Raw genomic sequence first — 14,128 nt, forward strand, 5'->3', positions numbered from 1 at the left:
GAAGGAAAGTCGTGTCTTAATTGCGCAATAGAAAATTCTTTTTTCCCGTTAATGTAGTGCAAGTGCGTATGATTACAATAAAAAAGGGTTTGGATATCCCAATTTCAGGGACTCCTACCCAGGCGATAAATGATGGCAAGACCATCACTCGAGTCGCCTTGCTTGGCGAAGAATATGTTGGTATGCGTCCTACAATGCATACTCGCGTAGGGGATGTAGTGAAGAAAGGTCAGGTTCTTTTTGAAGACAAGAAGAACCCTGGCGTTAAGTTCACTGCTCCAGCCAGCGGCAAGGTTGCAGAAATCAACCGTGGTGCGAAGCGTGTTCTACAATCCGTTGTGATTGATGTAGAAGGCGATGAGCAAATAACATTCAACAGCTATGAAGCTGGCCAGCTTGCTCAATTAGAGCGTGCTGCAATCGTGGATCAGCTAGTTGAGTCTGGTATGTGGACAGCGCTTCGTACGCGTCCTTTCAGCAAGGTTCCTGCAATCGACGCTGAAACTCAGGCTATCTTTGTTACAGCCATTGATACCAACCCTCTGGCTGCAAACCCAGAAATCATCATTAATGAGCAAAGCGACGCTTTTGTTGCCGGTCTGACGCTTCTATCTCGTCTGACTAGCGGTAAGGTGATGGTTTGTAAATCTGGTGCTAGCCTACCGCGTTCAACTGAATCTAATGTTGAAGAGCACGTATTCAATGGTCCGCACCCTGCCGGTCTTGTTGGTACGCATATCCACACATTGTTTGGTGCGAACCTAGAAAATGTAGCATGGCATATCAACTACCAGGACGTTATCGCCTTCGGTAAGCTATTCCTGACAGGTGAACTATATACTGACCGTGTTATCTCACTGGCAGGCCCTGTAGTTAACAACCCACGTCTGGTTCGTACTCAGATCGGTGCATCTACTGTTCAGATTACTGACTCAGAAATGATGCCAGGTGAACTGCGCGTTCTTTCAGGCTCTGTTCTGAATGGTCTTCATGCAATTGGTCCACATGCCTACCTTGGCCGTTACCATCTACAGGTAACTGCGCTTCGTGAAGGTCGCGAGAAAGAATTCTTGGGCTGGATCGTACCAGGTAAAAACAAGTTCTCTATTACTCGTTCTTTCCTAAGCCAGTTCTTCCCTGGTCAGTTGTTTAATATGACAACGACGACGAATGGTAGTGAGCGTGCGATGGTGCCAATCGGTAACTACGAAAAAGTTATGCCGCTTGATATCGAGCCGACACTGCTGCTTCGTGACCTATGTGCTGGTGACGTTGATAGTGCACAGCAGCTAGGTGCGCTAGAGCTTGATGAAGAAGATCTGGCTCTATGTACATTTGTTTGCCCAGGTAAGTATGAGTTCGGCCCACTTCTACGTGAGTGTCTGGACACAATTGAGAAGGAAGGGTAATTCATGAGCCTCAAGAATTTCCTAGAGCAAATTGAACACCACTTTGAGCCGGGTGGTAAGCACGAGAAGTGGTTTGCGCTTTATGAAGCGTTTGCAACTCTTATGTATACGCCGGGTCAAGTGACTCGTTCAGGCTCTCACGTTCGTGATAGCATCGATCTGAAGCGCATCATGATCATGGTGTGGTTTGCGGTATTCCCAGCAATGTTCTGGGGTATGTACAACTCTGGCCACCAGGCAATTGTTGCGCTAAACCACATGTATGCTGGTGATCAGCTAACTGCGATTATCGCAGGTGACTGGCACTACTGGCTGACTGAAATGCTAGGCGGCACAATGTCTGCAGATGCAGGCTGGGGTAGCAAGATGCTACTGGGTGCAACCTACTTCCTACCTATCTACGCTGTTGTATTTGCAGTAGGTGGCTTCTGGGAAGTGCTTTTCTGTATGGTGCGCAAGCACGAAGTGAACGAAGGCTTCTTTGTTACTTCTATCCTGTTCGCACTGATCGTTCCACCAACACTTCCACTTTGGCAGGCAGCCCTAGGTATTACCTTCGGTGTTGTTGTTGCTAAAGAAATCTTTGGTGGTACTGGCCGTAACTTCCTGAACCCTGCACTAGCAGGCCGTGCGTTCTTGTTCTTTGCATACCCAGCTCAGATTTCTGGTGATGCAGTATGGACAGCCGCTGACGGCTTCACTGGTGCGACGGCGCTAAGCCAGTGGGCACAAGGTGGTGACGCGAAACTAATCAACGTTGTTACTGGCGACGCGATTACTTGGATGGATGCATTCATTGGTCGTATCCCTGGTTCAATCGGTGAAGTTTCGACGCTAGCTATCATTCTTGGTGGTGCAATGATCGTGTTCATGGGCATTGCTTCATGGCGCATCATCGCGGGTACCATGATTGGTATGATTGCGACAGCGACTCTGTTCAACATCATTGGTTCTGACACGAATGCAATGTTCAGCATGCCTTGGCACTGGCACCTAGTTCTGGGTGGTTTTGCATTCGGTATGATGTTCATGGCAACCGATCCTGTGTCTGCATCATTTACTAATAAAGGTAAATGGTGGTACGGCGCACTTATCGGTGTAATGGCGGTGTTGGTTCGTGTGGTTAACCCAGCTTACCCAGAAGGTATGATGCTGGCGATTCTATTCGCTAACCTATTTGCACCTCTATTTGACAACCTAGTGGTTCAGGGCAACATCAAACGGAGGCTCGCTCGTCATGTCAAGTAATAACGATAGCATTAAAAAGACGCTGATTGTTGTTATCGCGCTGAGCCTAGTCTGCTCTATCGTGGTATCAATGTCGGCAGTGAGCTTGCGTCCGCTTCAGCAGAAGAATGCTGTGCTTGACGTTCAGCGCAACATCCTTTCGGTTGCAGGCCTGCTTGAAGACGGCACTAACGTAACTGAAGCTTACCAGCAGTTCATCGAGCCTAAACTGGTTAACCTTGAAACGGGTGAATTCGTAGAGACAACTGAAGCAGGTCAAACTGCAGCAGAGTACAAGCAACGTGTTGCTGCGAAAGATAACAACCAGTCTATCAAGCTAGCAGCGGATCAGGATAAAGCCAAGATCATTCGTCGTGCGAATGTTGCAACGGTTTACCTGGTTAAAGATGCGAACGACAACACTGAAAAGCTGATCCTGCCTGTTCACGGTAACGGTCTGTGGTCAATGATGTACGCGTTTGTTGCGGTTGAGACTGACGGTAACACAGTATCGGGTATTACTTACTACGAGCAGGGCGAAACTCCTGGACTTGGTGGTGAGGTTGAAAACCCGAGCTGGCGTGCTCAGTTTGTTGGCAAGAAGCTGTTTGATGACAGCAACAAACCAGCAATCCGTGTTGTTAAAGGTGGCGCTCCTGAGGGTGATATCCACGGCGTAGACGGTCTGTCTGGCGCAACTCTAACCGCTAATGGTGTTCAGCACACCTTCGACTTCTGGTTGGGTGACATGGGCTTTGGTCCATTCCTAGCTAAAGTGCGTGAAGGAGGCCTAAACAATGGCTGATACTAAAGAAATGAAGAAGATTCTGTTTGCGCCTTTTATCGATAACAACCCGATTGCGCTGCAGATTCTTGGTGTGTGTTCTGCGCTTGCAGTAACCACCAAACTGGAAACAGCATTCGTAATGACCTTAGCGGTAACATTCGTATGTGCGTTCTCTAACTTGTTTGTATCTCTGATCCGTCATCACATTCCTAACAGTGTACGTATTATCGTGCAGATGGCGATTATCGCCTCGTTGGTAATCGTGGTAGACCAGGTGCTGAAAGCGTTTGTTTACGATATCTCTAAACAGCTTTCTGTATTTGTTGGCCTGATCATTACTAACTGTATCGTAATGGGTCGTGCAGAAGCGTATGCAATGAAGTCAGCGCCGCTACCGTCGCTAGTTGACGGTCTCGGTAACGGCCTTGGCTACGGTTTTGTACTAATCACTGTAGGCTTCTTCCGTGAACTACTAGGTGCAGGCAAACTATTCGGTGTTCAGGTTCTACCGCTGATCTCTGAAGGTGGCTGGTACCAGCCGAACGGTATGATGCTACTAGCACCATCAGCGTTCTTCCTGATCGGTTTCATGATCTGGGCTATTCGTATCGTCCGTCCTGAACAAGTAGAAGCGAAGGAGTAAGGGGACCATGGAACATTATCTAAGCCTATTGGTTCGCTCGATCTTTATCGAGAACCTGGCACTATCGTTCTTTCTAGGTATGTGTACATTCCTGGCTGTATCTAAGAAGGTTAAAACTTCTTTCGGCCTGGGTGTTGCGGTTACCGTTGTACTGGCTATCGCCGTACCTGCAAACAACCTGATTTACAACCTACTGCTGAAAGACGGTGCGATTGTTTCAGGTGTTGACCTGAGCTTCCTGAACTTTATTACCTTTATCGGTGTTATCGCGGCACTGGTACAGATCCTGGAAATGGTTCTGGACCGCTTCTTCCCGCCGCTATACAACGCACTGGGTATCTTCCTACCGCTGATCACAGTTAACTGTGCAATCTTCGGTGGCGTATCTTTCATGGTACAGCGTGATTACAACTTCGCTGAATCTGTGGTTTACGGTGTCGGTTCTGGTATCGGCTGGATGCTGGCAATCGTAGCTCTTGCGGGTATCCGCGAGAAGATGAAGTACTCTGACGTACCTCCAGGTCTGCGTGGCCTAGGTATTACATTCATCACCGTTGGTCTAATGGCGTTGGGCTTCATGTCCTTCTCCGGTGTTCAGCTGTAATCAGGATATTAAGGAATAATCAATGGATATTATTCTTGGTGTAGTTATGTTCACCCTGATTATCCTGGCTTTGGTATTAGTGATCCTATTCGCTAAATCTAAGCTAGTACCATCAGGTGACATTACTATCTCAGTAAATGGTGATCCGGAAAAAGCAATTAAAACTGCTGCCGGTGACAAACTACTAAGCGCTCTTTCTGCAAATGGTATCTTTGTATCATCTGCATGTGGTGGCGGTGGCTCATGTGGCCAGTGTCGTGTGAAAGTAAAATCTGGCGGCGGTGACATTCTGCCGACAGAGCTTGACCACATCACTAAAGGTGAAGCACGTGAAGGCGAGCGTCTTGCTTGTCAGGTTAACGTGAAAACCGACATGGATATCGAGCTGCCAGAAGAAATCTTCGGTGTTAAGAAGTGGGAATGTACTGTTCTTTCTAACGACAACGAAGCAACCTTCATCAAAGAGCTTGTGCTGCAGATCCCTGAAGGCGAGGAAGTTCCTTTCCGTGCAGGTGGTTACATTCAGATTGAAGCTGAACCGCATCACATTAAATATGCTGACTTCGATATTCCTGAGGAATACCGTGAAGATTGGGACAAGTTCAACCTGTTCCGTTATGAGTCAATCGTAAAAGAGCCTTCAATCCGTGCTTACTCAATGGCGTCATACCCAGAAGAGAAAGGCCTGATTAAGCTTAATGTACGAATTGCAACACCGCCGCCAAATAACCCTGACGTGCCACCGGGTGTGATGTCTTCATACATCTGGTCACTGAAAGCTGGCGACAAGTGTACTATTTCTGGTCCGTTCGGTGAGTTCTTCGCGAAAGAGACTGATAACGAAATGGTATTCATCGGTGGTGGTGCCGGTATGGCTCCAATGCGTTCTCACATCTTTGATCAGCTTCTACGTCTGAAGTCTAAGCGTAAGATGACTTACTGGTACGGTGCGCGTTCTAAGCGTGAAATGTTCTATGTAGAAGATTTCGATACGCTTGCAGCGGACAACGAGAACTTCGAGTGGCACGTAGCCCTGTCTGATCCACTACCAGAAGATAACTGGGATGGTTACACAGGCTTCATCCACAACGTGATCTACGAGAACTACTTGAAAGATCACGAAGCACCAGAAGATTGTGAATACTACATGTGTGGTCCACCAATGATGAACGCAGCTGTTATCGGCATGCTGAAAGATCTTGGTGTTGAAGACGAAAACATCCTACTGGATGATTTCGGTGGCTAATTAGCTACACACTGAAAAACTGGCTGATCCCATCTGGGGTCAGCCTTTTTTCGTAATAAGCGCATAATAACGGTATGTAAGCTAAGGTTTTTCATACCATAAAAAATGACTGTCTTTCATTTGGGGAGTAGTTGGATGAAGACATTGCTACACCGCGCATTGATGATGTTTGCGTTGGTTTTTACCCTGTCGGCCTGTAGTGATCAGCGTGAATTGATTCACCTGAATGGCTCAACCATGGGAACCTACTATTCAATTAAGTTGATTAAGCAGGAAGGCTTGCCATCTGCAACTGATATGCAGACCGAGATTGATCGTCGCCTGGAGCTGGTGAACGATCAGATGTCGACTTATCGTAAGCATTCCGAGCTCAGCCAATTTAACCAGCACCAAACCAACCAGCCATTTGAGGTATCTGCCGATACCGCCAAGGTCGTGAAAGAAGCAATTCGCTTGGCGAAGTTAACGGATGGTGCATTGGACGTGACCGTTGGCCCGGTTGTTAACCTATGGAGCTTTGGCCCTGAGGCCCGTCCGGAGAAAACACCGACGGCAGACGAAATTACCGAGCGCAAAAAGATAGTGGGTATTCACCATCTTTCGGTTGAAGGCAATACACTTAAGAAAGATATTCCTGAGCTATACGTTGATCTGTCTTCGATTGCCAAAGGTTTTGGTGTCGATGTGGTGGCGGATTATTTTGAAGAGCTGAATGTTGCGGACTACCTGGTCGAGATTGGCGGTGAGCTTCGTTTGAAGGGTAAGAACCTGGAAGGCGTGTCATGGCGCATTGCTATCGAGAAGCCGACAGATGACGGTAGCCGCTCGGTGCAGGAAATCATTGAACCGGGTGACATGGCTGTGGCAACATCGGGTGACTATCGCAATTACTTTGAAGAAGACGGAGTGCGTTATTCGCACCTGATTGACCCTAAAACCTGTAAGCCGATCTCGAACCACGTGGTGTCGGTGACGGTTTTACATCCATCAAGCATGACAGCGGATGCACTGGCAACGGCTTTTTCTGTGATGGGTGAAGAAAAATCACTGGAATTGGCGCAACAAGAGAGCTTGCCGGTTCTACTCGTTGTGAAAACCGAACAGGGCTTTAAAGAATATACCTCTGATGCCTTTGTTCCTTATATGCAGAAGAAGTAGAGAACTATCATGGTCGTATATTTAACCACCTTCGCAGTCTTTTTGCTGGTTATCGTCGCAATGGCTGTGGGATACATTTTCCAGCGTAAAACGGTAAGTGGTAGCTGTGGTGGGCTGGACGGTATCGGTATTGCCAAAGAGTGTGACTGCCCGGAACCTTGTGATGCCCGCAAGAAGCGTGAAGCGCGTGAGGCGAAGCATGCCGAGTGGAAAAAGAACCAGATCATCTAGCTTAACACGTTGATCTGAATGTAAAGCCTGAGCTAGCTCAGGCTTTTTTATATGCTATATTCGTGGTTATACCAAACTGAGCAATTATCTGATCCAATCAGAGCCCTACCAGCCGGTTACGACCGCCTTGCTTGGCTCGATAAAGCCGTTCATCGGCGTCTTTGAGCAATTCACCAAGGGGCTTCTCCCCGCAAGTGACACCAATACTAATTGTGACCTTAATCGACGATTGTTGGTAGGTGATCACTAACTTTTCTATGTCTTGCCGTAACTGACTAAGCTGCTTGATAAACTGCTGATAGCTTGCACAGCTCTGAATACAGAACTCCTCGCCGCCAAACCGGGCCACCACGGCATCGGGGCAGTGTGCCTGGAGCTGCTTGCTGATTTGAACCAATACCTCGTCGCCGGCGTCGTGGCCGTAGGTATCGTTGACCCGTTTGAAAAAATCGATATCGATCATTGCGATATTACGGTTTTGGCCACAATCGTTACAGCCGCAGTCACTTTGGCTAAAGAAATAGCGCCGGTTCCATAGCCCCGTCAGCGCATCCTGGTTGGCCATTCGGTAAAGCTTGTCGGCGGTATCTTTCATATTCAGCATATGGTGAATACGGCAGTAAAACTCTTCTTGGTTGAACGGCTTGTTGAGAAAATCATTGGCTCCAGCCTTGAGGTATAGTGCTGTCATCGCGTTGTCGTTACTGCCCGACAAACCCAGTATGGCAATTTGGTTGCGGTTATGCTGTTGCCGGATCTCCCTGATCATGGTGATACCGTCTTTTTCGGGCATGTCATGGTCGGTGATCACGAGGCTGATATCAGGATGCAGCTCTAGCTGCTCCAGAGCCTCCTGCCCGTTGTTGGCGGCAATTACCTGCAGGTTTTGCCTTTCAAGCAGGTTGATAAGGTGATGGCGAACCGTTGACGAATCTTCTACAACCATGGCTTTGTGATAATTGTTTGCTTCAAGCCGCTGCAAAAGAGGAATAAGGTAGGCAACGGAGGCCGGGCTGTCCTTAAGTAAGTAATCAATCACTCCCTTAGACAGCACCGCCTCCCTAACTTCTGTGCTGAATTGGGCGGTCAGGACAATAACCTTGAGCTTGTAACTGAGTACCAGATCGATAATTTCGCCATCTTGGCCGTCAGGCAGACAGTAGTCGAGCACAGTACAGAGGAAAGGGGATGCATCGGTATTGTTATCGACAATCAGCTGTTTCGCCTGGGCAATACTCTCGGCAAAAACGGGTTCAAAGCCTGCTGCTCTCAGCTGACTATTGAGGTAGTTACGGAAGGCCCTGCTGTCTTCTACGATCAGAACTTTATTTGGCGACATCTTATTCCTTTAATCAATACCTGTTGCTGGGTAGGTATTTATACGCTGATTGTTTTCATTAATAACACTTTTGTAAGTTGCGCGACAAGTATGTGAGAGTAAATTTTGGACCAATAACGATGGTGCAAATAATTAAGCGACATACCCCAGGGTTCACACGCGGGTAATTGGCCCCTATAATAGGCACTGTATAAAAAAACAGTTAATCAATTGAGCAGCTGACAGCAGCTGAGAGAACCGATAACCGAAATCATGCAGCAGCCAACGACTCCTTTGCCAGTTCAAAGAAAAATCATCCATGTTGATATGGATTGTTTTTTTGCGGCGGTAGAAATGCGTGATAACCCTGAGCTAAAGGGGATCCCTATTGCGATCGGCGGACGCTCGGAGCAACGTGGCGTAATTAGCACCTGTAACTATCTTGCCCGTCAGTATGGGGTGCGCTCAGCGATGCCAACAGCCCAAGCCATGAAGCTGTGCCCGCATCTGACTTTGGTCGCTGGCCGGATGGGGGTGTACAAAGAAGTCTCTCAACAAATCCGGGCTATCTTTCAGCGCTATACCGATAAAATTGAGCCGTTGTCACTGGATGAAGCTTATTTGGATGTTACGGAGTGCGAGTTATTGCATGGCTCGGCCACTTTGATTGCTCAGGATATTCGCCGGGCAATTAAAGAAGAGCTGGATCTAACAGCCTCCGCAGGCATCGCGCCGGTAAAGTTTATAGCCAAGATTGCGTCTGATCTGAATAAACCGGATGGTCAGTATGTTGTTACTCCGGCTGATGTTCCTGATTTTGTTGCCGATTTGAAGTTAGAAAAAATACCCGGGGTGGGTAAGGTGACAATTCAGAAACTGCATGAAAAAGGATTATATGTCGGTAAGGATGTGCAGGCCTATGATCGTCACCTTCTGCTGCAGCAGTTTGGTAAGTTTGGCCATTCACTCTGGTCCCGTGCCCATGGGGTTGATGACCGTGAAGTTGTGGTTGAGCGGGAGCGGAAGTCGGTGGGCGTCGAACGTACCTTTTCAAAAAATATCAGTAGCTATGATCAGTGCTGGTTAGTTATTGAAACCTTGTTTCCAGAGCTGGAAAAACGACTTAAACGTGCTCGTCCGGAGCTGAATATTGCCAAGCAGGGGATCAAGGTCAAGTTTGCCGATTTTCAGCAAACGACGGTAGAACATAGTCAACCGAGACTCGATAAGGCTCAGTTTGTCGGCCTGCTCAAAGAAGCACTGAGCCGGCAGAAAGATCGTGAAATCCGGTTGATAGGGATCAGTGTCGGGTTAGAGCAGGGGCTGAAGGCGCAGCAGCTGTCGTTTGAGGGATTTTAGATACATAAAAGCGAGTCCCTATGAACTCGCTTCGTATCACTCGTATCTTTTTATCTGATACTTAGAAGTTTATTACTTCTTCACCGGAATATTCTTCAGGATCGCAACCATCTGCTCCCAGAATAGACCAACGGTCTCGATGTTCACTTTCTCGTCTGGCGAGTGCGGGAACTTGATGGTCGGTCCGAAAGAGATCATATCCATTGTAGGGTACGGTTCTTTGAACAGACCACACTCTAGACCGGCATGGATAACCATGATATTTGGTGTTCGGCCATAGATATCGTTATAGGTTTCACGGAACAGGTGCATCACTTCAGAGTCGGCATCTGGTTTCCAGCCCGGGTAAGCACCAGAGAATTCACACTGGGCTCCTGCTAGTTCAGCAACCGCTTTTAGCATGCCTTCGACATTGCTGCGACCAGAGTCGATCAACGAGCGGATCAGACATAGAATCGTGATCTTGTCAGCTTCAGTGGTGATCACACCAACGTTCAGTGAAGTCTCAACCACACCTTCGATGTCATCGCTCATGCGTAGCACACCGTTCGGGCAAGCATTCAGAACCGCATAAAAACGCTTCTGTGCCGTGGCGGTTAGTACATCAGCAGGTAATTCAGCTGGCTCGACAAACAGGTTGATATCGGTTTCAACTTTACCTAGCTCGGCAACCAGAATTGACTGGTAGTGGGTGAACAGTTCGTTCAGCTTGTCGACGTTGGTTGCCGGAAGTGTCACAAGAGCGAATGCTTCACGTGGAATCGCATTACGCAGGCTACCGCCGGTAAGGTTAGTCAGGCGTAGACCAAGCTCTTCTGCGTGGGCAAATAGGAAGCGACCCAGCAGTTTGTTGGCATTGCCGCGGCCGGTGTGAATATCACAACCTGAGTGGCCGCCTTTTAGGCCTTTAATTACCAGTTTAACGGCTGCGTGCTTAGCCGGAACGGCTTCACGCTCGATATCGAGGGTGATAGAGCCATCAACGCCACCAGCACACCCCATGTACACTTCACCTTCTTGCTCGGAGTCAGTGTTTAGCAGGATGTCACCTTCCAGCCAGCCTTCTTCAAGGCCGAAAGCACCTGTCATACCGGCTTCTTCGTCGATAGTCAGCAGTACTTCCAATGGACCGTGCTCAACATCTTTTGCCGCCAAGACAGCAAGACATGCAGCCATACCCATACCGTTGTCAGCACCCAGCGTTGTGCCTTTTGCCGTAACCCACTCACCATCAATGTATGGTTGGATAGGATCCTTGGTGAACTCGTGATCGGTATCTTCATTCTTCTGTGGCACCATATCGATGTGCGCCTGCAGTACGACACCTTTACGGTCTTCCATACCCGGAGTTGCCGGCTTTTTGATAAATACGTTGCCAACCGCATCACGGCGTACTTCTAGGCCTTCACCTTCAGCAAATTTGATGATGTGCTGAGCGAGTTGCTCTTCATGCTTGGATGGGTGAGGAATAGAACAGATTTGATCGAAGAATTGCCACACAGGTTGCGGTGACAGTTGACTGATTTCAGACACAGCAGTCTCCCTTATAAACTATTGGGCTAATGCGATTCATTAGCTGAATATCAGCAAATGAGCGAGTAAATCTAGCAGAATAAACTATCGCGATTGCTTCAAGGATACCACTGCGTCTGAAACGGGGATAGCTAAATCTTAAAATGCGAAATATGGGCGCCAAGAGTGTGACCACTAGCAAGAAGTTGTTCGCTTGCGGCTGCGATTTGTTCGCCCTGCAGCACGGTTTTATGGCTGTAATCGGTGAGCTGCGCAGGTGGATATTGCTCTTTGCCTAATGACTCTCTCTATCGTGATCGCTTGTTGGAATTGACAGCTGGTTGTATATGCGCGTGTTGAATATTGTATGTTGCAGTAGCGTAATGGTTTAAGTAAGGCGGTGTTAAACGTTAGTCGCGAGAGGGTAAACCTGGGATAATCAAAGCTGTAATTAAATTACAGAAAAGAGAGATCTGTAGCACGCAAAATCAAAAAGTGTGACGGAGTTAAAGAAAAAGCTTGTAATTTAATTACGTGGTGGTTATAGTTGCACCATCTTCTGTTGAAGAACAAACAACACAGCAAACCGCTCAGGATGAGCCCGAGATATCGCCTCCAAGGAACTGAGATTAAGTCAAGCCATGAAGGCTGAGCACTAAACGTTTTATGTGTTTTGATAACTTAATATTTAAGGTGATAAAGATGAAAGTATTTAACTCTGTAACAAACTTCTGGAATAACCGTTCTGTTTACACTGGTAACTTCCACTACCCGAGCTCTTTCGGCTACTAATTTCTGATACTGTGCTCAATACTTCGATGGTATTAGGGCATGGTATTTTGAACAGTATTGTTCACCCCCTTTGTTAAGAATTTAGAATACCCATTATTTGGTTGTTCATCACATTCTTCCGCCACTCCCACTTGGAGTGGCGTTTTTTTATCTCCCTCCTCACTCTCTGTTACAAACCCCTAACAGGTTAATATCACCATGTACTCGATTACATACAATTCTAAGCGATAAATCCAACATTAACTTGATGCATATTATCGTTTGCGTCGAGGGGAAAAATGTTGAATGGTGAAAAATTCATCATAAGAGGACTTGCTTAACATGTTGATTTTTATTGATTTATTTTTATGCTGATTTGTGGTTGGTCGGTTTTTTATTCGGTTAGGCAAATGTGCTGCTGATAGTTGCGTTATTTTCTGGAAATTGCTGGCTAAGCAACATATAATCGCCCCCCAAAAATGGAGGACGCAAACGTTTTCTATTTTTCAAGATTTTTGATGCTGCGTATTATCTCCAAGGAATCGAGAGCAATGCTTGAGAAACTATTCAAACTGCAAGAGCACGGTACGGATGTTCGCACCGAAGTGTTGGCGGGTCTCACCACCTTCCTGACCATGGCCTACATCATCTTTGTCAACCCGACGATGCTGGCAACCACAGGGATGGATCAGGGGGCTGTTTTTGTCGCAACCTGTTTGGCTGCAATGGTCGGCTGTTTTATTATGGGTTTTGTTGCAAACTATCCTGTCGCTCAGGCGCCGGGGATGGGGCTGAATGCTTTCTTTACCTATAGTGTTGTTTTAGGTATGGGGCATACGTGGCAGGTAGCACTGGCCGCTGTATTCTTATCTGGTCTTTGCTTTATCGCTTTGAGCGTGTTGCGGGTACGCGAATGGATTATTAATGCAATACCAATGGCACTACGTACCGGGATCTCGGCGGGTATCGGTTTATTCCTGGCATTCATCGCGCTGCAGAGCTCAGGTATTGTGGTTGATAACCCTGCAACATTAGTCCATGTCGGCGACTTGACCAGCTTCCCTGCTGTGATGGCGGCATTAGGCTTTTTCCTGACAATTGCCTTGGTTCACCGTGGTTATAAGGCAGCGGTACTGATTGCTATTTTGTCAGTGACAGTATTGGGCGTGCTGTTTGGTGAGATCACTTATGGCGGTGTCATGTCTATGCCACCAAGTCTGGCACCAACATTCATGCAGATGGATTTTAGCGGGGCACTGGAAGTCGGCCTGGTCTCAGTCGTGTTTGCTTTCCTGTTTGTTGACCTGTTTGATACTGCAGGAACATTGGTTGGTGTCGCGACAAAAGCGGACCTAATTGACAAAGAGGGTAAGCTTCCACGCCTTAACCGCGCGTTGCTTGCTGATAGTACGGCAACATCGGTTGGAGCCGTTCTTGGTACTTCCAATACGACATCGTTTGTTGAAAGTGTGTCGGGAGTTGCAGTCGGTGGCCGTACTGGTTTGACAGCCGTGACGGTGGGCGTACTATTCTTTTTGGCATTGTTCTTTGCTCCGCTGGCGGGTATGGTTCCGGCCTATGCGACAGCGGGTGCCTTGTTCTATGTTGCCATTCTGATGATGTCAGGTTTGGTGAGTGTAGACTGGCGTGACTTAACAGAAGCCGCCCCTGTGGTTGTAGTTTGCCTGTTAATGCCGCTAACATACTCTATTGCTGAAGGTATCGGCCTTGGCTTTATCACTTATGCTGCCGTTAAGGCTATGAGTGGCAAGGGAAGAGATGTAAATGTTAGCGTTTGGGTTATTGCTGCCCTGTTTCTTGCTAAAATTATCTTCTTATAACAGTTTATAAATATACCCAGCG

The 14,128-nt window shown here is 47.5% G+C and carries 12 protein-coding genes; 10 read left to right on the forward strand and 2 right to left on the reverse strand.

Going from position 1 to position 14,128, the window contains the following annotated elements:
- Positions 1–68: 68 nt before the first annotated feature.
- The 8 genes from MD588_RS04705 to nqrM all read left to right on the forward strand — a co-directional run bounded on the left by MD588_RS04705 (position 69) and on the right by nqrM (position 7,305).
- The gene (locus MD588_RS04705) at positions 69–1,409 is read left to right on the forward strand and encodes a Na(+)-translocating NADH-quinone reductase subunit A (protein ID WP_265695753.1); all 1,341 of its coding nucleotides are present in this window, start codon (positions 69–71) and stop codon (positions 1,407–1,409) included.
- 3 nt (positions 1,410–1,412) lie between these two features.
- Entirely contained in the window at positions 1,413–2,657 is a 1,245-nt protein-coding gene (locus MD588_RS04710; RefSeq protein WP_265695754.1) for an NADH:ubiquinone reductase (Na(+)-transporting) subunit B, read from the forward strand.
- Positions 2,647–3,441 (forward strand): Na(+)-translocating NADH-quinone reductase subunit C, encoded by a 795-nt coding sequence (locus tag MD588_RS04715; RefSeq protein WP_265695755.1) that lies wholly within the window; start codon positions 2,647–2,649, stop codon positions 3,439–3,441. Before MD588_RS04710 ends, MD588_RS04715 begins: the two co-directional genes overlap by 11 nt.
- On the forward strand, positions 3,434–4,066 hold the full coding sequence (locus tag MD588_RS04720; RefSeq protein WP_265695756.1) for an NADH:ubiquinone reductase (Na(+)-transporting) subunit D: 633 nt from the start codon (positions 3,434–3,436) through the stop codon (positions 4,064–4,066). The genes MD588_RS04715 and MD588_RS04720 overlap by 8 nt, the downstream gene beginning before the upstream one ends.
- Before the next feature lie 7 nt (positions 4,067–4,073).
- Positions 4,074–4,670, forward strand: coding sequence for an NADH:ubiquinone reductase (Na(+)-transporting) subunit E (gene nqrE / locus MD588_RS04725; RefSeq protein WP_265695759.1), 597 nt, complete (start codon positions 4,074–4,076; stop codon positions 4,668–4,670).
- A 22-nt stretch (positions 4,671–4,692) separates the two neighbouring features.
- The gene (nqrF, locus tag MD588_RS04730; protein WP_265695761.1) at positions 4,693–5,916 is read left to right on the forward strand and encodes an NADH:ubiquinone reductase (Na(+)-transporting) subunit F; all 1,224 of its coding nucleotides are present in this window, start codon (positions 4,693–4,695) and stop codon (positions 5,914–5,916) included.
- A 135-nt stretch (positions 5,917–6,051) separates the two neighbouring features.
- Entirely contained in the window at positions 6,052–7,074 is a 1,023-nt protein-coding gene (locus MD588_RS04735) for an FAD:protein FMN transferase (protein ID WP_407676540.1), read from the forward strand.
- A gap of 9 nt (positions 7,075–7,083) precedes the next feature.
- Positions 7,084–7,305, forward strand: a complete 222-nt coding sequence (nqrM, locus tag MD588_RS04740; protein WP_265695762.1) for a (Na+)-NQR maturation NqrM — start codon at positions 7,084–7,086, stop codon at positions 7,303–7,305.
- 97 nt (positions 7,306–7,402) lie between these two features.
- Here nqrM and MD588_RS04745 read toward each other — a convergent pair whose 3' ends face one another.
- Entirely contained in the window at positions 7,403–8,644 is a 1,242-nt protein-coding gene (locus MD588_RS04745) for a response regulator (protein WP_265695764.1), read from the reverse strand.
- 252 nt (positions 8,645–8,896) lie between these two features.
- Between MD588_RS04745 and dinB the strand changes: the two genes are divergently transcribed.
- Positions 8,897–9,982, forward strand: coding sequence for a DNA polymerase IV (dinB, locus tag MD588_RS04750; RefSeq protein WP_265695766.1), 1,086 nt, complete (start codon positions 8,897–8,899; stop codon positions 9,980–9,982).
- Between the two features lie 72 nt (positions 9,983–10,054).
- On the opposite strand, the gene MD588_RS04755 is transcribed toward dinB, so the two are convergent.
- Positions 10,055–11,515: an aminoacyl-histidine dipeptidase gene (locus MD588_RS04755; protein WP_265695767.1), complete on the reverse strand. Its 1,461-nt coding sequence runs from the start codon at positions 11,513–11,515 to the stop codon at positions 10,055–10,057.
- Between the two features lie 1,301 nt (positions 11,516–12,816).
- Between MD588_RS04755 and MD588_RS04760 the strand changes: the two genes are divergently transcribed.
- The gene (locus MD588_RS04760; protein WP_265695768.1) at positions 12,817–14,106 is read left to right on the forward strand and encodes an NCS2 family permease; all 1,290 of its coding nucleotides are present in this window, start codon (positions 12,817–12,819) and stop codon (positions 14,104–14,106) included.
- Positions 14,107–14,128: the final 22 nt, after the last annotated feature.

This window comes from Photobacterium obscurum, assembly GCF_026191635.1.
GTDB classification, from domain to species: Bacteria; Pseudomonadota; Gammaproteobacteria; order Enterobacterales; family Vibrionaceae; genus Photobacterium; species Photobacterium obscurum.

What these genes read in the sequence shown, in the direction of transcription:
- MD588_RS04710 (WP_265695754.1), top strand. Translation starts at nt 1,413, where the DNA reads ATGAGCCTCAAGAATTTCCTAGAGCAAATTGAACACCACTTTGAGCCG.
- MD588_RS04745 (WP_265695764.1), bottom strand. Translation starts at nt 8,644, where the DNA reads ATGTCGCCAAATAAAGTTCTGATCGTAGAAGACAGCAGGGCCTTCCGT.
- MD588_RS04760 (WP_265695768.1), top strand. Translation starts at nt 12,817, where the DNA reads ATGCTTGAGAAACTATTCAAACTGCAAGAGCACGGTACGGATGTTCGC.
- MD588_RS04735 (WP_407676540.1), top strand. Translation starts at nt 6,052, where the DNA reads ATGAAGACATTGCTACACCGCGCATTGATGATGTTTGCGTTGGTTTTT.
- nqrF (WP_265695761.1), top strand. Translation starts at nt 4,693, where the DNA reads ATGGATATTATTCTTGGTGTAGTTATGTTCACCCTGATTATCCTGGCT.
- dinB (WP_265695766.1), top strand. Translation starts at nt 8,897, where the DNA reads ATGCAGCAGCCAACGACTCCTTTGCCAGTTCAAAGAAAAATCATCCAT.
- MD588_RS04705 (WP_265695753.1), top strand. Translation starts at nt 69, where the DNA reads ATGATTACAATAAAAAAGGGTTTGGATATCCCAATTTCAGGGACTCCT.
- nqrM (WP_265695762.1), top strand. Translation starts at nt 7,084, where the DNA reads ATGGTCGTATATTTAACCACCTTCGCAGTCTTTTTGCTGGTTATCGTC.
- MD588_RS04720 (WP_265695756.1), top strand. Translation starts at nt 3,434, where the DNA reads ATGGCTGATACTAAAGAAATGAAGAAGATTCTGTTTGCGCCTTTTATC.
- nqrE (WP_265695759.1), top strand. Translation starts at nt 4,074, where the DNA reads ATGGAACATTATCTAAGCCTATTGGTTCGCTCGATCTTTATCGAGAAC.
- MD588_RS04715 (WP_265695755.1), top strand. Translation starts at nt 2,647, where the DNA reads ATGTCAAGTAATAACGATAGCATTAAAAAGACGCTGATTGTTGTTATC.